Here is a 22,603-nt window from a genome sequence, read left to right on the forward strand (position 1 = left end):
TGCCGCTGCCTACTAGATCAATCGAGGTCCTCGTGGAAAACATCGTCATCGTCGGCTCGTCCGGTCACGCTAAGGTCGTGATCGACATCGTCGAACAGGCCGGCCGGTACAGGATCGCCGGGCTGGTCGATTCGTTCCGCACCGCCGGCGAGGAGACGCTCGGCTACGCGGTGCTGGGCACCGAGCGCGATTTGCCGCGGCTGATCGACAAGCACGGAATCGCCGGACTGTTGGTCGCCATTGGCGACAATCATGCACGCGAGAACGTGACGGCCGATCTCGCTGCGCTCGTGCCGGGCTTGCCGCGTGTATCGGCGGTGCATCCGGCCGCGCGCGTCGGCAAGGCGTCGACTATTGGCGCGGGCACAGTCGTGATGGCGGGAGCGGTGATCAACCCAAGCTGCTCGATCGGCGAAGGATGCATCGTCAACACGAATGCGTCGCTCGACCACGATGGCGTGATGGAGGATTTCTCGAGCCTCGCACCAGGCGTTGTCGCGGGCGGCAACTGCCGGATCGGCCGCGGCGCGGCGATCGGCCTCGGCGCGATGCTGCGGCACCGGATTGCGGTCGGCGAGCACAGCGTCGTCGGCGCGGGTGCGGTCGTACTGCACGACATCGAGCCGTGCACGGTTGCGTACGGCAACCCGGCGCGCCGGATCCGCGCGCGCGCGGCCGACGAGCGTTACCTCTAAGCGCTGTGAGTCAGAAGTCGATCAGCTCGACGATGCGGCGGACCATGTCGTCGCTGAGCGCCGGGTAGATCGGCAGGCACAGCACCTTGCGCGCGGCCTCCGTTGCGACAGGCAGGTTGTCGCGGCTTGCGGACGGCAGCCCGCGGTACATCGGGAATTCCGAAATCAGCGGATGGAAATAGCGGCGCGCGTACACGTCGTAGGCGCGCAGCTTCTGGTACAGCGCATCGCGGTCGAGCGGATAGTCTTCGTCGACGAGGATCGCGAAATACGCGTGGTTCGCGACGGTCTGGCCACCGAGCGGCACGCAGCGGATGCCGCGCACGTCAGCGAGCAGCGTGCGGTACAGCGCGTCGATCTTGCGGCGGCGGGCGAGTGCGCCGTCGATGTGCTGCAACTGCAACATCCCGAACGCGGCGTTGATTTCGCTCATCTTGCCGTTGATGCCGGGCGCGACGACCGTGACTTCATCGACGAAACCGAAGTTCTTCAGATGGTCGATCCGCTGCTTGGTCTTCGCATCGGGGCAGATGATCGCGCCGCCTTCGAACGTGTTGAAGACCTTCGTTGCGTGGAAGCTCAGCACCGACAGGTCGCCGTGCGCAAGCACGCTGCCGTCGGCGTTCTGCACGCCGAACGCGTGCGCCGCGTCGTAGATCACGCGCAGGTTGTAGTTGTCGGCGATCTTCTGGATTGCGTCGACGTCGCACGGATTGCCGTAGCAATGCACGGGCATGATCGCGGTGGTCTGCGGCGTGATCGCCGCCTCGATGCGTGCGGGGTCGAGATTGAGCGTGCCGGGCGCGACGTCGACGAATACCGGTTTGATGCCGTTCCACAGCAGCGAATGGGCGGTCGCGACGAACGAGTACGGCGTCGTGATCACCTCGCCGGTAATGCGCAGCGCCTGCAACGCGGTGACGAGCGCGAGTGTGCCGTTCGCGAACAGCGACAGGTACGGCACGCCGAGATAGTCGCACAGCGCACGCTCGAACTGCTGGTGGAACGGGCCGCCGTTCGTCAGCGTGCGGCTCTCCCAGATCTTCTCGAGATACGGGAGGAACTCCTCGAGCGGCGGCAGGTGCGGTTGCGTGACGTAGATGCGTTCGTGTGGCAGTTGCGCGACGGACGACGCGGGCAGGCTGGCGGTCATGATGGTCTCTCTCTCGATAACGCGCGGCGTTCAGGCGTCGGCCGCGGCCGGTGCGGTCGCCACGTCGTCGAACAGCGGCGTGTCGAATGCGGTGACGGGCTCTCCGGCACACCAGCGGGTCCACATCGTGCGCAGCGCCGACGACAGCCCGGCCGCGACGACGGCCGGCCGGAACGCGGCGGATTCCCCGCAACGTGCGCGCATGCCCATGCGCAGGGTTTGCAACGCGGCGGTGTCGCGGCCGAGCGCCACCGCCTTTGCGACGAAATCGTCTTCGTCCGTCGCGATGTACGCGTCAAGTCCGACGTGCTGCAGCCAGCCCGCGCTGCCACGCCCGGCCATCGTCGCGCCGGGGATCGTCACGGTCGGTACGCCCATCCATAGCCCGTTCAGCGTGGTCGTCGAACCCGTATACGGGAACGTGTCAAGACAGAGATCGACGCCGTGATGCTGTTGCATGTAGACCGGAATGTTCGAGCGCCGGTGGAATGTCAGACGGCCGACATCGATGCCCGCCGCGGCGAACCATTGGGTCAGGGTGCGCTGGTCGCCGGCGTTGCCGATTGCGCCGAGCGCCATGCGGGCGGTCGGATCTGCGTCCAGTACGCGCGCCCAGACCTCGATTACGTGCGGGCTCAGCTTGTTCAGGCGGTTGAAGCTACCGTAAGTCGTATAGCCGTTGTGCAGTGCCGGCAGCAGGTTGACCGGCGGGCAGTTGGGCGGCGGCATGAACGGCGCGATCGCCGGCAGCCGGACGATCTGTTCGACGAACTGGTCGTCGAATGCGCCGTGCGGCGCGACGAAGCGATCCGACAGGTAATAGTCCATCTCGGCGAGACCGGTCGTGGCAGGATAGCCGATCCATGACGCCTGCACCGGCGCCGCGCGTTGCGCCAGCGCGACGAGCCGGTTGCGACCGGTATGGCCCGATAGGTCGATCACGATGTCGAGCCGGTCATTGCGCAGGCGTTCCAGGAAGGCTTGGTCGCTCATGCCGGCGACGTTGCGCCAGCACGTCGCGTGGGCCTTGAAACGATCGGAGGTTGCATCTTCCTCGACGTGATTGTGATAAAAGTGCATTGCGATGCCGGTGTCTGCTGCGAGATGCTCGATCACGGGCACAGCGTAGGAGGCGACTGCGTGGTTGAACAGGTCGCCCGACACGAAACCGACACGCAGCTGGCGCCCAGGGTCGCGCGGATTCGAGAACGCGGCCGTGCGCTTGCGCTTGTGGTTGTCGTAACGCTGGCCGAACTTGCGGTGTTCCGCGACGAGCGTCTGCGGATCGAAGTCGCTGCTGTGCGCGATGCAGAAGAGCATGCTGCTGTGGGTCACGCTGTCGGTCGGGTCGATTTCGATCGCCCGCCGCAGCCAACCGAGCGCCTCCTGTGTCGCACCCTGTTCGAGTAGCACGAATCCTAGTGTGCCGTTCGGGGCGGCAAGGCCGGGTGCGAGTTCGACCGCACGCCGGCAGGCGGCGATCGCTTCGTCCGGGCGACGCAGCGCGAAAAGGACGAGACCGTGGATCCGTAACCCCTCCGGATGGTCGGGCCGGAGCTCGAGCAGGCGCCGGCACTGTTCGTCGGCTTCCGCGAGACGGCTCATCACCCGCAGAGTATCGGCAAGCAAGATGCGCGTGAGTACTTCGTCCGGCAACAATTCGACCGTGCGCAGACCGGCGTCGATCATCTCCGCATAACGACCGTCCTTGTGCAAGGATGCGGACAACGCGCGCCAGCATGCGCCGTCGTCCGGATAATCGGCGGCAAGCCGTTGCGCAAGCGTAGTGGCTTCCGCGTACTTGCCTTTGCCGAAAAGCGCCGCGTGCTTCTGGAGCAGATTCTGGTGGGCTCGGTGCACCGGTTTGCCGGCGTTCTCGCGCACTACCGCAGTGGCAGCGGTTCCCTTGATGATCGCCGCCTCGACGTCACCGCGGACTACAGTTGCAACCGCTGCGGTCGGGAGCACCGAGTCGGGCATCGCCATTTGTGCGATCAGCCCGTCGAGTGCGGGGCCGCGCACGCCGCGCTGCTGCGCGAGCTCGACGGCGATCCACGCCGCGGGCGTTTGCCCGCTGCGATGCAGCGCATGAATGTAGCTGACCCAGTAGTAGCCGTTGTCCGGGCTCGCGCCGATGGCGGCTTCGAAATGCGGCACCGCGTCGGCCGGTTGGCCCGTATCGACCATCAGCACTGCGAGGTTGTAATGCGCATCGCCATGCGCGGGCACCGCGTCGAGGATGGCCTCGTACAGCGCCCGGGCGTCGTCGAACGCGCCGCTGCGCTGGCGCTCGAGCGCATTGTCCATGACGAGCGCAATGTCCTGCGCAAGCTGCTGTTCAGGCGTGAGCGCGGCGGAGGCGGGCAGTTCGGTCGAGAACATGATGAGATCTGCGGAAAGTCGGTCGATACCATTATCGTTAGCGTGCCGTCGCGCCGATCCCGCGAGGTGACGGGAAAAGCCCGGTCAGTTTGGCCGATTGACCGGTTGGCCTAGGCCGGGGCGGTGCGGCCGGCAGCGCCCAAAAAAAACGCCCGCACGAGGCGGGCGGGGAGGCGAACGAGCACGCCCTCACATCAGCGCGTAGTTCTTGTTGTCGTGTTGGCGCGCGGCCGGATGCGGATTAGCGGGTCGCGATGCTCTGGTACTGACCGACGGCCTGCACGCGGTTCATTGCCGCCTGATACTCGTCGGTCAGCTCCTGCTGCGCGCGTTGCGCGTCGGCGAAGATGCGGCCGTTGCTGGCCTGTATGCGGCGGATCGCGGCGATGCCAACGGGCGGCTGGTCGGCCGAGAGCAGGGCGACGAGCGACCCGCGCGCATCGACGAGGCGCACCGCCTCGGCCCAGTCGGCCATCGCGGCCGCATGTTCGATCGCGTCGGTGAACGCGTGGATCTGCGCAATCAGTTCGGTCGGTTCCATCTGGGCTCTCCTGTCTGGCTAGCCGTCAGCTCTTGTTGGTCGACATCGCGCCGGCGCTGTTCGCGCCGCCGAACAGCTGGGTCAGGTATTGCGAGTTGCTGTTCATCGTCGCCATCAGCGTATTGAGCGCGGTGAACTGCGCCTGGTACTGGCTCGTCAGCTGTGCTGCGTAGTTCGACAGGGTCGTCTGCTGCTGGGCGACGTTGTTCAGATCGTTGCTCAGTGCGGTCGTGCGCGCGGCGATCAGTCCGTTCGTCTGCGTGTAGTTCGTGATGTTCGTCGTCAACTGCTCGCCGATCCCGTTCGTCGAGTTGAACAGCGACGCGACACCGGTCGGATTGTTCTGCAGCGCGCCGTTGAGCGCCGTGTTGTCCACCTGCAGCGTGCCGTCGGCTTGCAGCGAGACGCCGATCGACGCGAGGTTGACCGTCGAGCCGTTGCCGTTCACGCCGCTCGCGACGATCGACGCGAGCGCGTTCTTGATTGTGTTCAGCGTCGAGTCGCCGAGCAGCGGGCCTTGCGACGACGCGCCGGACGTGAAGCTCGACAGCGAGCCCATCGTCGTGACGAGCGTGTTGTAGAGCGTCGCGAAGTTGTTGATCGCGGCGGCCTGGGATTTCGTGTCGGTGGCGACCGTCAACGTTTGCGGCTGCGTTGCGCTGACAGCGGCGCTGGTCAGGTTCAGCGTGACGCCGGTGATCGCGCTCGTCACGGTGTTGCTCGCGCTCGTGCCGGCGATCCCGTTGATCGTGAACGCGGCGTCCTGCGCGGCCGTGCTCTGTTTCCAGGCGGCGCCGCTGTTCGCGGACGTGAACGTCGACTGCCCACCCGTCGTGCTGCCCGTCGACGTGACGCCGAGGCTCGACAGGCCTTGGTCGCCCGCGACGTTGCTGAGCGCAACGCTGATCGTGTTCGCCGCGCCAGTCGGCATCGAGCTGAGCACGAGGTGCGCGCCGTCGCTGCCGTTGACGACCGAGGCGACGATGCCGGGGTTGCCGGTCGTGTTGTTGATCGCGGCGGCGATGCCCGAGAGCGTGTTGTTCGCGCTGTTCACGTCGACCGTGAACGACTGGCTGCCGAGCGACAGCGTCATCGTGCCGGTGCCGAGCGCGGTCGATGCACCGAACGCGGACGACGACAGCGACTGCGACGTCGCAATCTGCGTGACACCGACGGAATAACTGCCGGCCACTGCGCCCGCGCCCGCGGTCGCGGTAAGGCCGGTGCCGCTCGCGGTCGCGCTGAAGGTGTTCTGCAGCGAGCCGTTCGACAGCGTCGTGAGGCTGGCCTGCAGTGCGCTCAGCGCCGCCGACAGCGCGCCGTACGCGGAAATCTGGGTGTTGTCGCTGCTTTGCTGTGCGGTAAGCGCGGCGGCCTGGCCGGCGGTTTTCGCATTGACGAGTGCCGTCACGAGCGAGTTGACGTCCATCGACGAGTTGCCGGTCGAACCGCTGATGATCGATTGGGCAGCCTGCTGCAGCTGGCTGTTGGCCGAATTGTTGGCGGCTGTGACGGCGGAATTGATCGTCGACATTGTAGTGCTCCGTGCGGCGGATGATCCGTGGAATTCTGGGTGAGGACCTGGCGGCGAGGCAACGCCCCGCGCGCCAGGTGCCTGCGGCCGGGCCGCGCATTACGCGGGGCCCGGCCGTGGGCTGCTACGCGATTACTGCAGGAGCTTCAGGACCTGCTGCGGCAGCGAGTTCGCCTGTGCGAGAACCGAGATGCCTGCTTGCTGCAGCACCTGGTTCTTCGACATGTTCGCGGTTTCCTGCGCGAAGTTCGCGTCGGTGATCTGCGACTGTGCCGACGACAGGTCGGTCGATTCTGCCTGCTGCGCCGTGGCGATTGCCGTGAAACGGTTTTGTGCCGCGCCGAGTGCCGCCTGCAAGTTGTTCACCGTCTGCAGCGCGTTGTCGATCGAGACCATCGCGACGTTCGCACCGCTGACCGTGCTGATGTCGAGGCTCGACACCGTTGCCGGCTTGTTGACGGCGTTGATCTGTGCAACGGCGTTCGCGATCGCGGTGAGCGACGCTGCCGACATGCTGCTGCTGGTTGCGTTCGCGCTGATCGCGATCTGTGTGACGGTCGCGCCGTTAGATGCGGCAGCGGTCGACGTCGTGAAGATCGCCGATGCCGTTCCGCCCGTGATCGCCGTGCCGTTCTGGTCGGTGAACGTGAAACCGCCCTTGCCGTCCGACGTCACGTTGACTGCCGTGATCACTGCGCCCGACGACGTGTACTTGCCGGTGCTATCGAGGCTCAGGCCCGTGATCGTGCCGACCGTCTGGCCGTTCTGAACGACGCCGCCGCCGATCTGCGCCGCCGACATGCTTTGGCTCAGGTCCAGCGAGATCGTCTGGCCGACGTTCGCGCCGACCTGGAACGACACGATGCCTGCGTTGCCGTTCAGGATGTTCGTGCCGTTGTACGTCGTTTGAGACGCGATACGGTTAACTTCCTGGACCTGCTGCGCGACTTCCTGCTGCAGTGCTGCCTGGTCGGTCGTGGACATCGTGCCCGTCGACGCCTGGACGGCCAGTTGGCGGATACGCTGCAGGCTGTTCGTCAGCGACGACAGTGCGCTCGAAGCCGTCTGGATCATCGACACGCCGTCGTTGGCGTTCGACACGCCCTGATTCAGACCGTTGATCTGGGTCTGCATCCGGGTCGAGATCGCGAGGCCTGCTGCGTCGTCCGCTGCGCTGTTGATGCGCTTGCCCGACGACAGGCGCGTGATTGCCTGCGACAGGGCGTTTTGCGAGCCGTTGAGGTTCTGCTGTGCAACCAGCGAGTTGATGTTGCTGTTAATTCCGAGCATGGAAAATCTCCTGTTTGAGCCGAAAGCCCTGGAAAGCCGTTTTGGCGTCGGCGGAAGCACTCGTTCATTGCTGGCCGCCTCAGAGCAGGATTTCGGCGCACCAAAACAAAACTTGAGGGGCACGTGGAGATTCGGCCCGATTTTTTATCCTTCTTTGTCATTTCAGACGGGCCCGGCGTGACGCCGGATTAAACGGGGGCAGGAACCAGCCCCCAACACGCAGTCGCGACGCTGCGCATATACGACCGACAAAAGGGTGGTTTTATCTGTGATTCCCTGCTATGATGAACGGCTGAATTGAGATTTTCTGTCACGCCTTTGCCGGTTTCGGCATGTCTGCTGGCAGTCAAAACGCGGCGCTACACCCGGTTGGTTGTGGAGCGTACTCGCGGTGCTTTCTGCCTCTCTTTTCCGGCCTCCGAGGCCGTATTTCCGCTCGTTTCGCCTGTTGTGGGGACGCTCGGATGGCCGGTGCGTGGCGCTTGGCCGCTACGTTTTTGACCGTTTAAGCAATTTAGGAACGACATGACGACGATTCTTCTGAAGGAAAACGAGCCGTTCGAAGTGGCAATTCGCCGCTTTCGTCGCGCAATCGAAAAGAACGGCCTGATCGCTGAACTGCGTGAGCGCCAGTCGTACGAAAAGCCGACCACGGCTCGCAAGCGCAAGAAAGCAGCGGCTGTTAAGCGCCTGCACAAGCGTCTGCGCAGCCAGATGCTGCCGAAAAAGCTGCACTAAGCACGCTTTTTACGTACGCCGAACGGCGGTGTGAGCTTCGAAAGAAGCCACACCGCCGTTTTGCTTTTGCGGCGTCGGATTGGTGCGCTACCGAGCAGCCGTTACGCCGCGTTCCTCAGCCGCTCGGCCGACAGTCCGAATTCGCGCGCGATCGAGCCCAGCCGGTCGTGCCACTCCCATGTGCCGAACACGTCGTGCACGTTTTGCAGGCAACTAAGCAGAGCGATGGTCACCGGGTCATACACGTTGATGCGGGCGCGCAGCAGTGCTTTTTTCAGCGCGGCCACGCCGACGTCCATGTAAGCGGGCACTTCCGTCGGTGGTTTGCCGATGAAGCGCACGGGCACGCCTTCCATCGCGGTCACATAGTCGCGCGGTTTGATCAGGTTGCCGATCGGGCAGCCGCCACAATAACCGCGGTAAGCGCCGCCGCCCCTCGGCAGCAATGCAGCGCGTTTCTGTTCGAATAGATGCGTGACGGACTGATCGTAAATATCCTGATGGGTCAGGAAGCTAAGAGTTTTCATGGTTGGTCTCCCGCGTCCGAGGCGGTAGTTATTTGTTGTTGAACGCGCATCGGTGAGCGCATGGCGACGAGTATCCACCGTGCGCCGTTCGGCGAAGGACCGACTACGAGCATGAAAGGGCGCCAATTCGCGAGTTTGCGCGTCAGACGGACGCCCCGCCCTCACCCCGCCTTACGACGACGCCCCTTATTGCCCAGCAACGCGCATCGCTCTCGGCACATGCAGGTCGTCTCATGATCGTTGACCATGCCAACCGCCTGCATGAATGCATAGCAGATCGTCGACCCGACAAACTTGCAGCCGTAACGCTTGAGCGCCTTGCTTAGCGCGTCCGAAACTTCTGTCGACGCAGGCGCATGCTTATACGAAGCCCATTCGTTCTGAATCGGCGTGTCGTCGACGAATGACCACACGAAGTTCGCGAGCGAGCCGTGTTCGGCCTGAATCTGCTGCACTGCGCGCGCGTTCTGGATCGCCGCCTCGATTTTGCCGCGATGCCGCACGATGCTCTCATCGGCGACGAGCGCATCCACCTGCTTCGGCGTAAAAGCCGCGACCTTGCCGATGTCGAAGTCGGCGAAAGCACGGCGGTAGCCGGCGCGCTTGTTGAGTATCGTCGACCATGACAAACCGGCCTGCGCGCCTTCGAGCACTAGCATCTCGAACAGGTGCTGGTCGTCGCGCGAGGGTACACCCCACTCGGTGTCGTGGTACTGTGCGAGCGCGTCGCTCGATACCCAGTTGCATCGTTGTGTCACTGTCGCGCTCCCGCGTGGTCGTATCGATCGCCAGCATAGCGGAAGCGGTGTACGCCGCAAGCTGGCCAATCGGCTAATTGCGCGATTCAAACTGACCTGCCACCCTAAGCGTTATTCACCCACGGAACTGATTCGATTCGATGAACCACGACTTCTTTCTGATCGGCGTCGACGGCGGCGGCACCGGCACGCGTGTCGTGCTCAGCGACGCGCAGGGCCGCGAACTGGCGCAGGCGGCAAGCGGCCCATCGGGCCTCGGGCTCGGCATCCCGCGCGCATGGCAGTCCATTCAGGCCGCCTGCGGCGAAGCGTTCGAGCGAGCCGGAGTCGCGCTGGACTGGTCGCGCTGCGTGCTCGGTTGCGGACTTGCGGGCGTCAACAATCGCGACTGGCTCGCCGAGTTTCACGAGCAGGCGCCGCGACTGGCCGGACTGGCCGTCGAATCCGACGCCTACACGACCTTGCTCGGCGCGCACGAAGGCGCGCCCGGCGTGATCGTCGCACTCGGCACCGGCAGCGTCGCGGCCTCGCTTGCGAGCGACGGCGAGTTCCGCATGGCCAGCGGCTACGGCTTTCCGTCCGGCGACGAGGCGAGCGGCGCGTGGCTCGGCCTCCGGCTGATCGTGCACGGGCAACAGGCGCTAGACGGCCGTGCGCCCGTCGACGATCTCGCGCATGCGTTGCTCGCGCATACCGGCACTCAGGATCGCGACAGCCTGGTCGTGTGGCTGTGCGCGGCCAATCAGACTGCCTACGCCCGGCTCGCGCCGATCGCGATCGAACACCGCGCACATCCGTTCGCGGCACGCCTGCTCGGCGAGGCCGGTGTCGAAGTCGGCAAGATGATCGCCGCGCTGGACGCGACGGGCGTGCTGCCGGTCGCACTATGCGGAGGCCTCGGCGCGCCGCTGCGCGAGTACGTGCCCCAGGCGTATCAGGCGCGCCTGCGCGAGCCGCGGGCGGATTCGGCGCATGGCGGCTTGCAGCTGGCGCGGCGCGAGGCGCAGCGGCTGGCCGGACGACACCTGTAAAATATCCGCTTCGACGCTGCCTCGACGGCTCGCCCGCCGGACTCACCATGTATAAAGTCATCGCCACGGATCTCGACGGCACACTGCTCAACGCCGATCACCAGGTAGACCCGTTCACGGTCGCCACGGTGCGCAAGCTCGAAAGCGACGGGCTGCAGTTCGTGATCGCCACGGGGCGGCATTACTGCGACGTCGCGGGCATCCGCGACCTGCTCGGCATCAATCCATACCTGATCACGTCGAACGGCGCGCGGGTTCACGCGCCCGACAACACGGTGATCCACGCCGACGATCTGCAGCCCGCGATCGTCCAGCGTCTCGTGCAGCCAGAAATTGTCGGCGCGCATGGCCGAGTGATCGTCAGTCTGTTTGCAGACGAGGCGTGGCTGATCGATCGCGACGCGCCCCATCTGCTGGAATTTCACCAGGACTCTGGCTTCACGTACGAAGTGACCGACCTGCCGAAGCACAATGGCGTCGACATTGCCAAGGCGCTGTATATCGGCGATCCCGCCGATCTCGCGCAGGTGGCCGCCAATCTGGAACGCGAATTCGGCGAGCGGCTATACGTGACCTATTCGTTGCCGGATTGTCTCGAAGTGATGACCGCGAATGTGTCGAAGGGGCGCGCGCTGCAGATCGTGCTCGAGCGACTCGCTATCGACGCGTCGCAGTGCGTCGCGTTCGGCGACAACATGAACGATATCGACCTGCTCGAGACGGCCGGCCATCCATTCATGATGAACAATGCCAATCCCGATCTCATCACGCGTCTGCCGCATGTGCCGCGCATTGGCAACAATTTCGAGGCCGGCGTTGCGCATCATCTGCGCAAACTGTTTGCTCTCCACGACGAACTGGCGTCCTGAACCGCAATCACTCAAATTGAAGGCGGCCCGCATCCACACTCGCGTGGATGCGGGCCGCAGAAGTTGCTCGCCGAGCGAGAAGCGCGGAGCGTGCTGCACTCCGCTTACGCCCGTCAATCCCGCCAGCCGCGGTGCTCACCGCGATAGTCATGGCCCCAGCGACGATCGTCGTGACCCCAGCCGCGGTCATCGCGGTGATAGTCGCGGTAGTAGTCGCCGCGCGGATAGCGATGATCCCAGCCGCCGTAATACACCGGCTCCGGCGCGGCGTAGACGCGCGCGGGCGCGGCATAAACCGGAGCGCCGAGCGATAGGCCGACGCTCAGATCCGTATGCGCCTGCGCGACACCGCATGCGCCCGCCGCGAGTCCGGCAGCAACCAGCAAGTGAGTGACGATGCGTTTCATGTTGGTCTCTCCTGTGAGGCGACGTAGGGTTTGTCGCACAGGACCAATGTACGCACTCGAGCCGGGGCGGACTGCGACCAGATGTTACGGACTGCAAGCATCGTCGAAGACAGCGAAGGCAGGCGGAAAGATCGCGCGGACGTTGCGCGCAGACACCTCACTTCGCTGGCAGCCGCGCCCCACGGGGCTTTGCGGCCGGCCAATTCAAGCAGGCAGGCGGCTCGTCGCCCACGCTTGCCGCTTGATGCACCAGCACACGTAATCGCGGCTTACATCTGTATTACCCTATTAATCCGCCGCAGGCGCCGAAGCGTTCGAACTGGCGGAAGAGGCCGTCCCTGCCGAAGACGCCGGCTCTGCAGGCAACGCCGCACAAGGGCAATCGGTCGCCCGCCCATCGAGCCCTTCGCGATCGTGCTTGAAGCTCGCGCGCGGCGTGCCGTTCTGCCAGTCGAGTCGGACGATGTAAATGCTGTCGAAGTCGTCGCTTTGCCATTTCGGCACGTCGGCCGCGCGACCGCCATGCGCGTTCAACATCTGCCACAACAGCTTCTCGATCAGCTTGTGCTCCCACGCAATCACGATCAGCTTGCCGCGATTGGCCGGGTCGACGAGCGCGTTGCCAAGCTGGTCGATCTGCGCAAAGCCGTACGGCGTTTGCACCGGCATCTGGAATTGAATCGCGGTCGGCTCGATCGTCGCGAGCGGGCGCACGTAATAGTACGGATGACCGCCGTCGTCTTTTTGCTGGCCGGGGTCGGGCGCATAGATCGCATCGGGTTTGCCGAATTTGGCGGCGATGACGGCCGGCAACGCGAGCGCACGGTTGAGCCCCTGGCAGTCTAGCTGGCCGTAGCCTTGCGCGGGTTTCTCGCCATGGCGAACGAATACGAGGGTTTCGATATTGCCGCCCGCCGCAGCCGTGGCGGGAGCGGCCGCTGCGACGACAGTCGCCGTGTTCGTCGCCGCGTACGCGGCCGGCGACGTCGGCGTGCTCGCGCACAAGCCGCCGAGCGACAGGGCGACGCCTTGCAGGAATCCGCGGAAACGGTTCATCGAAAGCACCTGTGCGAGGCTGGGAAGTCGCCCGATTCTAGCAGCGGTGCTCTCCGGCGCGCGGCCGCCGCGGAATTCATATCGCATTGGCGCTCGCAATGAATAACGGGCGCTGGGGCGCCCATTCATGCGGACTACGCGACGATCGCGCGACCGACACGTCGAACCGGCCGTCAGTCGAGCGCCAGCTCGCTCGCATCGTTGCAGCGATCCTCGGCGATCAGCGGATAGACGACTCCCGCGATTACCGCACCGATGATCGGCGCAGCCCAGAACAGCCACAGCTGATCGATCGCCGCGCCGCCGACGAATAGCGCCGGGCCCGTCGAGCGCGCCGGATTGACCGACGTGTTGGTGACCGGAATCGAGATCAGGTGGATCAGCGTCAGGCACAGGCCGATCGCGATGGGCGCCAAGCCGGCCGGCGCGCGGCGATCGGTCGCACCGAGGATCACGAACAGGAAGAAGCCCGTCATCACCACTTCGCAAACGAAGGCGGCGGCCAGCGCGTAGTGCCCCGGCGATTGCTCGCCGTAACCGTTCGTCGCGAAGCCGCTCGCGACCAGGTCGAAGCCCGGCTTGCCCGACGCGATCAGCGACAGCACGAATGCACCCAACACCGCGCCGACTACCTGCGCGGCGATATAGGGCAGCAGATCGCGCACCGGAAACCGGCCGGCGACGGTCAGGCCGACGCTCACCGCCGGATTCAAGTGACAGCCCGAAATGTGGCCGATCGCAAAAGCCATCGTCAGCACGGTCAGGCCGAAGGCCAGCGACACGCCGACGAAGCCGATGCCCAGACCATGAACCGGCCCGGCGAAGTTAGCGGCGAGGACCGCGCTGCCGCAGCCTCCGAGCACGAGCCAGAAGGTGCCGAACAGTTCGGCAACGAGGCGCTTTGACAACTGCATGTTTGGTGATCCTAAAAAGAATTGGCACTTCAGAAGCACGCATCGAAAAGGGCGAGTACGTACGTTGAGCGCGCAATTCTAGGTAGGCAGCGCCAAATCAGGTGTCAAGGATTGTCAATCTGGACAGAATTTATAAACTATTACGAGATAAAGCGCGTGTTTTACAATTCACACGCTTTAATAATTATCAGAGGAAAATTCGCTAAACCGGTATTAGTGGCCATTGCGAATTTCTATAATTGCAGCTAGTCTGCGGTCGAATGAGTTCTAGAAAGGGAGAACCGAATGTCTCAATACGCAGACCTCAAGGCGCAGATAGCCAAATTGCAGGCACAGGCAGAAGAAGCGCGACGCACGGAAATCGACAATGTCGTTGCCGACATCCGCCAAAAGATCGCCGAATACGGTCTGACCGCGCAGGATCTCGGTTTCGCAGTCGCCGCCAAGCGCGGCCGCCCGCCCAAGAAGACGCCGCTGCCGGCGAAATATCAGGACCCGAAGTCGGGCAATACGTGGAGCGGGCGCGGCAAGCCGCCCAAATGGATCGTCGGCAAGAATCGCGAGCGCTTTCTGATTGGCTCGGCCTGATGTCCGCCCGAGGTGACGCGGTGCAAGCGGTCTGAAGGGTTTTTTGCCGTTTCGGCTTAATCGCTGCGCGCTAATCCGCGGTGGAAGCGCCACCATCGCAGTATTAAAAAAGCCGCCCATACAGGGCGGCATTTTTCGCGTCTGGCGGCGAGAATGACTTCGTTTTCCGGTCCCGCAAACGATACCGAGGCCGGATTCGTCCGCTATTGGGCGTTATCAGCGAAGGTTCACAGCTCCGCTTCAAAGCGGACCGAAAACGGCCGGCCGTAAAAGCGCCGGCCGTTTTCAAGCGCGCTTAGCCGACCGCGACCTGGCGCAATACCGGGCGCCGCGACGTTTCAATCAAGGCCGAATAGCCGTCGACATAGTTCTGCGCCATCGTCTTCGAACTGAAGCGGCGTTCGAACTGGGCGCGGATTTCGGTGCGCGACAGCTCGTCCAGACGCTGCAGAGCCGCTACCGCGCCTTGCACGTCCTCGACGATATAGCCGGTCACGCCGTGGTCGATCACTTCGGGCACCGACCCGCGGTTGAATGCGATAACCGGCGTGCCACAGGCCATCGACTCGATCATCACGAGGCCGAACGGCTCGGACCAGTCGATCGGGAACAGCAGCGCCTTCGCGCCCGACAGAAACTCGGGTTTCTGCGCCTCGTTGATTTCGCCGACGAACTCGACATGCGCCATCGACAGCAGCGGCTCGATCTCGCGCTTGAAGTACTCCATGTCGACCTTGTCCACCTTGGCGGCGATCTTCAGCGGCAGACCGCTTTGCGCGGCGATCTTGATGGCTGTATCGACGCGTTTTTCCGGGCAGATGCGGCCGAGGAACGCGAGGTATTCGGGCTTCTTGTGCGGCTGCGGCGTCAGCAGCTGGTCCGGCAGACCGTGATAGATCGTGCTGAGCCAGTTGGCCTGCTGCAGCGGCAGACGCTGCGAATCCGAAATCGACACGACCGGCACATGCGAGAACGCGTCGAACACCGGCTGCAATTCCGGCAGGTCCAGGCGCCCGTGCAGCGTGGTCACGAACGGCGTGTCCATCGTCGTGAAGAGCGGGAACGGCATGTAGTCGAGATGGAAGTGCAGCACGTCGAACTCGTGCGCGACCTTGCGGACCTTTTCCATCATCAGCACGTGCGGCGCCAATGCATCGCGAATCGTCGGATCGAGGCGCAGCGCGCGCGGCCAGCACGCCTCGAGATTGGCGGACGTGACCGAGTCGCCGCTCGCGAACAGCGTGACGTCATGGCCGAGGTCGACGAGCGCCTCGGTCAGATACGACACGACACGTTCGGTGCCGCCATAGAGTTTCGGTGGGACAGCTTCGTAGAGCGGCGCGATTTGTGCGATTCGCATGCGTTTTCTCCTGTATCGATCGGAGTTAGCGCGAGGGGCGCTGACCCGAATCCCATGCAGATTTTTGACACTCACCGGGGCTTCGCACGACGGCGGGATCGCTCGAGGTACGTAGGCCTAACGGGCGGTTGGGCGCGGTTTCTCCCCGCCCGAAGGGTGGTCCGAAATCGGTATCGGGTAATCCCTTAGCCTCCATTATCGGGATCGACCGCGGTAATTCGAGTTATTTTTCAAACGCTTAATGTTGTTACAGCGCGAAACATGGACCGTTACAGCTTAGGTGCACGGTCTAATCGCAACCGCTCCCCATAATCGGCAAACGCAATTGCACCGGCTCAATCGAACGGGGCAAACAGGCGAAATGGACCGTAGCAAGCGGCGGACCCGGGGGTCGGATGAAGGGGAAAAGCGGCTAATCGAGCCTGATGGCAGGCGGGTGAAAACGTCTTATAATTCTTTCCCACCGTTTTACGGTGCGGCGATGAAGTTCTGGAAACTCACCAACCGGTACACGCCGCAACCGTAGAAATTCCCAGCGCGCATCATCAGCCCCGCCCAGCGCCTCAATTCGTCCCAATCTGAGCTTCGACGCACCCTGCGTTGTAGGAATAATTCCTACACAAATGACGGATTAATCCGTCATCCAGGTGGGGTGTCTCTCCGATTTTCGGGTGTGTCCCCTTTCGAGACAATGCTTGCAAGACCAGAGACGAGTCGAATCGCGCGGGTTCAGCGCGCGCGTTCGAGCAAACGTTTCCGCAAAAAAAATCGGCCTGACCAGCCGGACATACGAACGGGGGAATCATGAGCACGACTAGCCACATGCTCAGTGAGATCAGGGAAGTCAATCTGTCCTATCTGCTGCTCGCCCAGCGTCTGCTGCGCGAAGACAAGCCGATGGGCATGTTCCGCATGGGTATTTCGGACCAGCTGGCCGACGTGCTCGCCAATCTGTCGTTGGCGCAGACCGTCAAGCTCGCGGCGTCCAACCAGATGCTATGCCGCTTCCGCTTCGACGATCACGCGGTGCTGTCCGCCCTCGCGGACAAGGACAAGTCGAGTGCGATCGCGCAGGCTCATTCGGCGATCCTGATGGCGAGCCAGCCGGTCGAGCAGCTCGGCTGATGGCCAGCAAGAGCGTCGTACTCGAAGCCCGGGAAATCACCCTCGCGATCGAGCTGATCGAACTGGGCGCGCGTCTGCAATTGCTGGAGGCGGAAACCAGCCTGTCGCGCGACCGGCTCATCAAGCTGTACAAGGAACTGAAAGGGGTGTCGCCGCCCAAGGGCATGCTGCCGTTTTCGACCGACTGGTTCATGACCTGGCAGCCGAACTTTCATTCATCGCTGTTCTACAACATCTACCGTTTCATGGCCGGCTACGGCGGCTGCCGCGCGATCGAATCGATCGTGAAGAGCTACCGGCTATATCTGGAACACGTGCAGTTGCACGACGACGAGCCGGTGCTCAGTCTCACGCGCGCGTGGACGCTGGTGCGCTTCTTCGACTCGGGCATGCTGCAGCTGAGCGCCTGTCGCCGCTGCGGCGGCCACTTCGTCGCGCACGCGCACGATCCGCAGCACGCGTTCGTTTGCGGGCTGTGCCAGCCGCCGTCGCGCGCGGGCAAGACGAAAAAGGCAGCACAAACGCGGGCCGAGCGGCAAACCGCCGTCGCCGGAATCCCGGCCGAGGTGCCGCAAGTGGCCGACACGCGGGCTCACGAGGTCCGCTGCACCGCTCCCACGCTCGACATCCTCGTCACCGCCGAAGTTTGAGCGGCACACGTTGAGGCAGCGCAAGCCTCTGGTTTACACCGGACGCGAGCGCCGTCTTTTTCCCCAAAGTTTTCCGCCTCGGTGCCGTAAACCTGACTAACGACGGTGACCGTCGCATTTTTGTGAGGGCTCGGCAGTGCTGATATTCGTGGGAACACTCGTGACGCTGTTGTCCGTCTTCGGCGGTTACGCGCTGGAAGGGGGCCATCTCGGCGCGCTGCTGCAACCCGTTGAGGTGCTGATGATCGCCGGCGCCGGACTTGGCGCGTTCATTCTCGGTAACGGAATGAAGACGATCCGGGCGACACTGCGCGTCATTCCGACCCTGTTCAAGGGCGCGAAGTACAACAAGGACGTCTACATGGAGCTGATGGGGCTCCTGTACGTGCTGCTCGCGAAAGCGCGCAAGGAAGGCACGCTGACGCTCGAGGCCGACATCGACGATCCGTCGAAGAGCCCGATCTTCACGCAGTACCCGAAGATACTCGCCGACAAGCACATCATCGAGTTCCTGACCGACTACCTGCGGCTGATGGTCGGCGGCAACATGAATGCGTTCGAGATCGAAAGCCTGATGGACGAGGAGATCGAGACGCACCATCAGGAAGGCGAGGCGCCCGCCCAGGCGCTGAGCAAGGTTGGCGACGCGATGCCGGCGTTCGGTATCGTCGCCGCGGTGATGGGCGTCGTGCACACGATGGCCTCGGCCGACAGGCCGCCCGCGGTGCTCGGCGAGATGATCGCGCAGGCGCTGGTCGGCACCTTCCTCGGCATTCTGCTTTCGTACGGGCTGATCGGACCGCTCGCGAGCGTCGCCGAACAGCGCGTGACCGAGTCCACCAAGATGTTCCAGTGCATCAAGGTGACGATCCTGGCGAGCCTGAACGGCTATGCGCCGGCGATCGCGGTCGAGTTCGGCCGCAAGGTGCTGTTCTCGACCGAGCGCCCGTCGTTTACCGAGCTCGAAGAGCACGTGCGCCGCGTCAAGGCGAAATAAGGCGGCGACGGGAACCGAATCGATGAGCAGCAAGGACAAAGACCGCGCAATCGTTGTCAAGCGCTCGGCGCCGAAGAAGCATGGTCATCACGGTGGCGCATGGAAGCTCGCCTACGCGGACTTCATGACCGCCATGATGGCGTTCTTCCTGCTGATGTGGCTGCTGAGTTCGGCCTCCACCGTGCAGCTGAAGGGCATCGCCGAGTACTTCAACCAGCCGCTGAAGATCACGCTGTGGGGCGGCGACCGCAGCGCCGAAGACTCGAGCATCCTGAAGGGCGGCGGGCGCGACATCTCGACCGACGCGCAGGGCGTGACCCGCTCGACCGACGGCAGCAGCAACCGGGCCGAGCGCACCGCGTCGCGCAACAACGAGGAAGCGGTGAAGCAGTTGCAGGGCGAGCTCGAACGCCGCGAGCAGGTGCGCCTGCACGATCTGCAGGTCAAGCTGATGGCCGCGATCGAGGCGAACCCGGTGCTGCGCCAGTTCAAGCAGCAGATCCGTATCGACTCGACCCTGACCGGCCTGCGCATCGAGATCGTCGATTCGCAGAAGCGGCCGATGTTCGCGACCGCGCGCGACGTCGTCGAACCGTACATGCGCGACATCCTGCGCGAGATCGGCCACACGCTGAACGACGTGCCGAACCGCATCATCGTCCAGGGCCACACCGACGCGGTGCCGTACGCGGGCGGCGAGAAGGGCTATAGCAACTGGGAGCTGTCGGCCGACCGCGCGAACGCGTCGCGGCGCGAGCTGGTCGCGGGTGGCATGGACGAAGCGAAGGTGATGCGCGTGCTCGGTCTCGCGTCGACGCAGAACCTGAACAAGGCGGACCCGCTCGATCCGGAGAACCGTCGCATCAGCATCATCGTGTTGAACAAGAAGTCCGAGGCGGCGCTCGATCACGACGATTCGACGACGACCACGCTGTCGGACGACGCAGCCGGCTCGAAGCCGCTGCTGCAAAAACTTGCGCAGCCGGTGACGGTTGCACCGAAGTTGCCGGCGGCGGCGCCGCCGGCAAAGTAACAGACCGCGGCCGCCGGGCCGGGGCCCGCGCCCGAGCGGCGCACCCCGGCAGGCGGCACAGTGTTTAGCGCAGCGAGGTTTTCATGATCAGGCACATCCTGGCAGTCGACGATTCGGCATCGATGCGGCAGATCCTCGCCGCGACGCTGACGGGCGCCGGCTATGAGGTCACGCTCGCGGCGGACGGCAACGAAGGGCTCGAAAACGCGCTCGCGATGGCGTTCGATCTCGTGTTGACCGACCAGCACATGCCCGGCAAGACCGGTCTCGATCTGATCACCGCGCTGCGCGGAAATCCGGCCTATCAGGCGACGCCCATCCTCGTCCTCACGACGGAATCGGGCGAACCCTTCAAAGAGGCGGCGCGCGCAGCGGGCGCGACCGGCTGGATCGAAAAGCCGCTCGACCCGGACATGCTGACCGAGCTGGTGGCGGCGCTGGCCGAACCGGACCCGGATTGATCCGCGCAATCAATACCTTTAGACACAGTACAGATAGCTCTCGACGCGCCTCTCCGGCAACTCGCGCCAGACAGGCACTCTCGCGGTGAACCAGGCATGACACTCGACATCACACAGTTCTATCAGACGTTCTTCGACGAAGCGGACGAACTGCTCGCGCAGATGGAGCAATTGCTGCTCAATCTCGACGTGGCCCGCCCGGACCCCGAAGACCTCGCGGCGATCTTTCGCGCCGCGCATTCGATCAAGGGCGGCGCGGCGACGTTCGGCTTCACCGCGCTCACCGAGACCACGCACATTCTCGAGTCGCTGCTCGATCGCGCGCGCAACAACGAGCTGGTGCTGCGCAAGGACATGATCGACACGTTCCTCGAGACCAAGGACGTACTGTCCGGCCAGCTCGCCGACTACCGCGCGAGCGCCGAGCCCGACGCCGAGGTGGCGCGCGCGATCTGCGCGAAGCTCGAGCAGTTGCACGCGGAAAGCCGCATGGGCGGAGCGCCGGCAGCGGCAGCCGTGCAGACCGCGCCGGCCGCAGCGCAGGCGGCAACCCAAACAACAACAGCAACAACCGCGGTACAGCAGCAAGGCGGCACCCCGCCCGAGCACGTCGTCGAACAGGCGGTGCAAATGGCGGGCGAATGGATGGACGGCGAACCGGCACAGACCGGGCAGGCCGCGGGCACGGACGACAGCGCCGGCCCACATCTGAAAATTACGCTACGGGGCGTGGGAGAGAAAGACCAGGAACTGCTCGCTGAAGAGCTGGGCAACCTGGGCAATATCGTCGGGCAGGTCAAGAGCGGCGGCGATCTGATGCTGTGGCTCTCGAGCGACGTACCCTCCGACGACATCATCGCCGTGTGCTGCTTCGTGATCGACGAAAGTCAGATCACGATCGGCCGTGGCACCGCGCCGGCGGACGACGCGCAGCAGGGCGAACCTGGAACGCCCGCCGCTGCCGCCGTTCCGACACCGGCGCAAAGCGCGCCTGTCGCCCCCGCCGCTCCCGCGGCGCAAGCGCAGGCGCAGCCGGTGGTTCATGCGGAGCAGGCGGCATCGTCGGCTCCGGCGGCTCACGCCGCTGCGCCCGTAAGCGCGGCCAGTCACACCGACAGCATCGAGTTGCCGCCAGCGCCACCCGCGGCGGCTCCGGCGGCAGCCAAACCGGCTTCGGCCGGGTCCGCCGAACACGACCGCAAGGCGGCCCGCCCTGCCGCCGCGGCGGCGGCCGGCGAAGGCAGCTCGATTCGCGTCGGCGTCGAGAAGGTCGATCAGCTGATCAACCTGGTCGGCGAGCTGGTGATCACGCAGGCGATGCTCGCGGAGACCACCAGCACGTTCGATCCGGCGCTGCACGACCGGCTCTTCAACGGCATGGCGCAGCTCGAGCGCAACGCGCGCGATCTGCAGGAAGCGGTGATGTCGATCCGCATGATGCCGATGGATTACGTGTTCAGCCGCTTCCCGCGTCTGGTGCGCGATCTCGCGGCGAAACTCGGCAAGGAGGTCGAACTCGTCACCTTCGGTCAGGCGACCGAACTCGACAAGAGCCTCATCGAACGGATCATCGATCCGTTGACGCACCTCGTGCGCAACAGTCTCGACCACGGCATCGAAACCGTCGAGGCACGGCGCGCGGCGGGCAAGGATTCGACCGGTCAGCTGGTGCTGTCGGCGGCGCACCACGGCGGCAACATCGTCATCGAGGTCAGCGACGACGGCGCGGGCCTGCGCCGCGACAAGATTCTCGCGAAGGCGGTCAAGCAGGGCATGCAGGTCAGCGAAACGATGACCGACGAGGAAGTCTGGAACCTGATCTTCCTGCCGGGCTTCTCGACCGCCGAGCAGGTCACCGACGTGTCCGGCCGCGGCGTCGGCATGGACGTGGTGAAGCGCAACATCCAGTCGATGGGCGGTCACGTCGAGATCACGTCGCACGCGGGCAAGGGCAGCACCACGCGGATCGTGTTGCCGCTCACGCTGGCGATTCTCGACGGCATGTCGGTGAAGGTCGGCAACGAGATCTTCATCCTGCCGCTGAACTTCGTGATGGAGTCGCTGCAGCCGCAAGCCGAAGACATCTACACGGTGGCCAACGGCGAGCGCGTGGTGCGCGTGCGCGGCGAATACCTGCCGCTCGTCGCGTTGCATGAAGTGTTCAACGTGTCGGAGGCGAAGCAGGAGCCGACCCAGGGCATCGTCACGATCATGCAGACCGAGGGACGGCGCTTCGCGATGCTGATCGACGAACTCGTCGGCCAGCAGCAGGTGGTCGTGAAGAATCTGGAAACGAATTACCGCAAGGTGCACGGCATTTCCGCGGCGACCATTCTGGGCGACGGCAGCGTCGCGCTGATCGTGGACGTCGCGGCGCTGAACCGCGAAACGCGTCATGCGCATGGGCATGCGCAGGCGATGAGCCTCGCGTGACGCATGCAGCAAACGCCTCAATGACAGACATCGCAACACAACTTCAACTCAATTTATCCCA

Annotated in this window: 23 protein-coding genes; 12 read left to right on the plus strand and 11 right to left on the minus strand. The window is 64.2% G+C overall.

Translation table 11 applies throughout. The annotated features are described in order from the left end of the window. The first annotated feature begins 32 nt into the window (after window positions 1–32). Window positions 33–695 carry an acetyltransferase gene (locus AB3X94_RS07695; RefSeq protein ID WP_176109950.1) on the plus strand — a complete coding sequence of 221 codons (663 nt, stop codon included), beginning with the start codon at window positions 33–35 and terminating at the stop codon, window positions 693–695. A 10-nt stretch (window positions 696–705) separates the two neighbouring features. Here AB3X94_RS07695 and vioA read toward each other — a convergent pair whose 3' ends face one another. The 5 genes from vioA to AB3X94_RS07720 all read right to left on the minus strand — a co-directional run bounded on the left by vioA (window position 706) and on the right by AB3X94_RS07720 (window position 7,595). Then, window positions 706–1,848, minus strand: coding sequence for a dTDP-4-amino-4,6-dideoxy-D-glucose aminotransferase VioA (vioA, locus tag AB3X94_RS07700; RefSeq protein WP_176109951.1), 1,143 nt, complete (start codon window positions 1,846–1,848; stop codon window positions 706–708). Between the two features lie 30 nt (window positions 1,849–1,878). After that, window positions 1,879–4,230, minus strand: coding sequence for a tetratricopeptide repeat protein (locus tag AB3X94_RS07705; protein WP_368611189.1), 2,352 nt, complete (start codon window positions 4,228–4,230; stop codon window positions 1,879–1,881). Window positions 4,231–4,471: 241 nt separating this feature from the next. Next, window positions 4,472–4,771: a flagellar protein FliT gene (locus AB3X94_RS07710; protein ID WP_368611190.1), complete on the minus strand. Its 300-nt coding sequence runs from the start codon at window positions 4,769–4,771 to the stop codon at window positions 4,472–4,474. A gap of 25 nt (window positions 4,772–4,796) precedes the next feature. Continuing rightward, window positions 4,797–6,305 (minus strand): flagellar filament capping protein FliD, encoded by a 1,509-nt coding sequence (gene fliD / locus AB3X94_RS07715; protein WP_368611191.1) that lies wholly within the window; start codon window positions 6,303–6,305, stop codon window positions 4,797–4,799. A 132-nt stretch (window positions 6,306–6,437) separates the two neighbouring features. Then, window positions 6,438–7,595, minus strand: a complete 1,158-nt coding sequence (locus AB3X94_RS07720) for a flagellin (protein ID WP_368611192.1) — start codon at window positions 7,593–7,595, stop codon at window positions 6,438–6,440. On the opposite strand from AB3X94_RS07720, the gene AB3X94_RS07725 reads away from it, so the two are divergent. Both AB3X94_RS07725 and rpsU read left to right on the plus strand, forming a co-directional pair. Beyond that, a complete protein-coding gene (locus AB3X94_RS07725; protein WP_176109956.1) occupies window positions 7,594–7,776 on the plus strand; it encodes a hypothetical protein in 183 nt (60 codons plus the stop codon). The genes AB3X94_RS07720 and AB3X94_RS07725 overlap by 2 nt on opposite strands. Before the next feature lie 344 nt (window positions 7,777–8,120). Further along, window positions 8,121–8,333, plus strand: a complete 213-nt coding sequence (gene rpsU / locus AB3X94_RS07730) for a 30S ribosomal protein S21 (RefSeq protein WP_006050883.1) — start codon at window positions 8,121–8,123, stop codon at window positions 8,331–8,333. A gap of 101 nt (window positions 8,334–8,434) precedes the next feature. Here rpsU and AB3X94_RS07735 read toward each other — a convergent pair whose 3' ends face one another. Further along, the gene (locus AB3X94_RS07735; protein WP_368611193.1) at window positions 8,435–8,860 is read right to left on the minus strand and encodes a hypothetical protein; all 426 of its coding nucleotides are present in this window, start codon (window positions 8,858–8,860) and stop codon (window positions 8,435–8,437) included. 161 nt (window positions 8,861–9,021) lie between these two features. Next, window positions 9,022–9,618: a DNA-3-methyladenine glycosylase I gene (locus AB3X94_RS07740; protein ID WP_368611194.1), complete on the minus strand. Its 597-nt coding sequence runs from the start codon at window positions 9,616–9,618 to the stop codon at window positions 9,022–9,024. Window positions 9,619–9,758: 140 nt separating this feature from the next. Between AB3X94_RS07740 and AB3X94_RS07745 the strand changes: the two genes are divergently transcribed. Together AB3X94_RS07745 and AB3X94_RS07750 are read left to right on the plus strand one after the other, a co-directional pair. Next, window positions 9,759–10,649, plus strand: a complete 891-nt coding sequence (locus tag AB3X94_RS07745; protein WP_368611195.1) for a BadF/BadG/BcrA/BcrD ATPase family protein — start codon at window positions 9,759–9,761, stop codon at window positions 10,647–10,649. Between the two features lie 47 nt (window positions 10,650–10,696). Then, window positions 10,697–11,518 (plus strand): Cof-type HAD-IIB family hydrolase, encoded by an 822-nt coding sequence (locus tag AB3X94_RS07750; protein WP_368611196.1) that lies wholly within the window; start codon window positions 10,697–10,699, stop codon window positions 11,516–11,518. 113 nt (window positions 11,519–11,631) lie between these two features. On the opposite strand, the gene AB3X94_RS07755 is transcribed toward AB3X94_RS07750, so the two are convergent. The 3 genes from AB3X94_RS07755 to aqpZ form a co-directional block, all read right to left on the minus strand. Continuing rightward, the gene (locus AB3X94_RS07755; RefSeq protein ID WP_176109961.1) at window positions 11,632–11,925 is read right to left on the minus strand and encodes a PXPV repeat protein; all 294 of its coding nucleotides are present in this window, start codon (window positions 11,923–11,925) and stop codon (window positions 11,632–11,634) included. 288 nt (window positions 11,926–12,213) lie between these two features. Next, on the minus strand, window positions 12,214–12,981 hold the full coding sequence (locus AB3X94_RS07760; RefSeq protein ID WP_368611197.1) for a histidine phosphatase family protein: 768 nt from the start codon (window positions 12,979–12,981) through the stop codon (window positions 12,214–12,216). 173 nt (window positions 12,982–13,154) lie between these two features. Further along, window positions 13,155–13,895, minus strand: a complete 741-nt coding sequence (gene aqpZ, locus AB3X94_RS07765) for an aquaporin Z (protein WP_368611198.1) — start codon at window positions 13,893–13,895, stop codon at window positions 13,155–13,157. Between the two features lie 285 nt (window positions 13,896–14,180). Between aqpZ and AB3X94_RS07770 the strand changes: the two genes are divergently transcribed. Next, a complete protein-coding gene (locus AB3X94_RS07770) occupies window positions 14,181–14,483 on the plus strand; it encodes an H-NS family nucleoid-associated regulatory protein (RefSeq protein WP_013090908.1) in 303 nt (100 codons plus the stop codon). Window positions 14,484–14,778: 295 nt separating this feature from the next. On the opposite strand, the gene AB3X94_RS07775 is transcribed toward AB3X94_RS07770, so the two are convergent. Next, on the minus strand, window positions 14,779–15,843 hold the full coding sequence (locus tag AB3X94_RS07775) for a glycosyltransferase family 4 protein (protein ID WP_152852578.1): 1,065 nt from the start codon (window positions 15,841–15,843) through the stop codon (window positions 14,779–14,781). A gap of 804 nt (window positions 15,844–16,647) precedes the next feature. Between AB3X94_RS07775 and flhD the strand changes: the two genes are divergently transcribed. From flhD to cheA, 6 genes are all read left to right on the plus strand, one after another. Continuing rightward, window positions 16,648–16,968 carry a flagellar transcriptional regulator FlhD gene (gene flhD, locus AB3X94_RS07780; protein WP_176109964.1) on the plus strand — a complete coding sequence of 107 codons (321 nt, stop codon included), beginning with the start codon at window positions 16,648–16,650 and terminating at the stop codon, window positions 16,966–16,968. Further along, window positions 16,968–17,618, plus strand: coding sequence for a flagellar transcriptional regulator FlhC (gene flhC, locus AB3X94_RS07785; protein WP_176109965.1), 651 nt, complete (start codon window positions 16,968–16,970; stop codon window positions 17,616–17,618). Before flhD ends, flhC begins: the two co-directional genes overlap by 1 nt. Before the next feature lie 136 nt (window positions 17,619–17,754). Beyond that, window positions 17,755–18,615, plus strand: a complete 861-nt coding sequence (motA, locus tag AB3X94_RS07790; protein ID WP_368611199.1) for a flagellar motor stator protein MotA — start codon at window positions 17,755–17,757, stop codon at window positions 18,613–18,615. Window positions 18,616–18,637: 22 nt separating this feature from the next. Continuing rightward, window positions 18,638–19,648 carry a flagellar motor protein MotB gene (gene motB / locus AB3X94_RS07795; protein WP_176109967.1) on the plus strand — a complete coding sequence of 337 codons (1,011 nt, stop codon included), beginning with the start codon at window positions 18,638–18,640 and terminating at the stop codon, window positions 19,646–19,648. An 83-nt stretch (window positions 19,649–19,731) separates the two neighbouring features. Continuing rightward, window positions 19,732–20,109, plus strand: coding sequence for a response regulator (locus tag AB3X94_RS07800; RefSeq protein WP_176109968.1), 378 nt, complete (start codon window positions 19,732–19,734; stop codon window positions 20,107–20,109). Window positions 20,110–20,205: 96 nt separating this feature from the next. Next, window positions 20,206–22,542: a chemotaxis protein CheA gene (gene cheA, locus AB3X94_RS07805; protein ID WP_368611200.1), complete on the plus strand. Its 2,337-nt coding sequence runs from the start codon at window positions 20,206–20,208 to the stop codon at window positions 22,540–22,542. Window positions 22,543–22,603 lie beyond the last annotated feature (61 nt).

The sequence above is a fragment of the Paraburkholderia sp. BR10923 genome (assembly GCF_040948765.1).
Taxonomy (GTDB): Bacteria; Pseudomonadota; Gammaproteobacteria; order Burkholderiales; family Burkholderiaceae; genus Paraburkholderia; species Paraburkholderia youngii.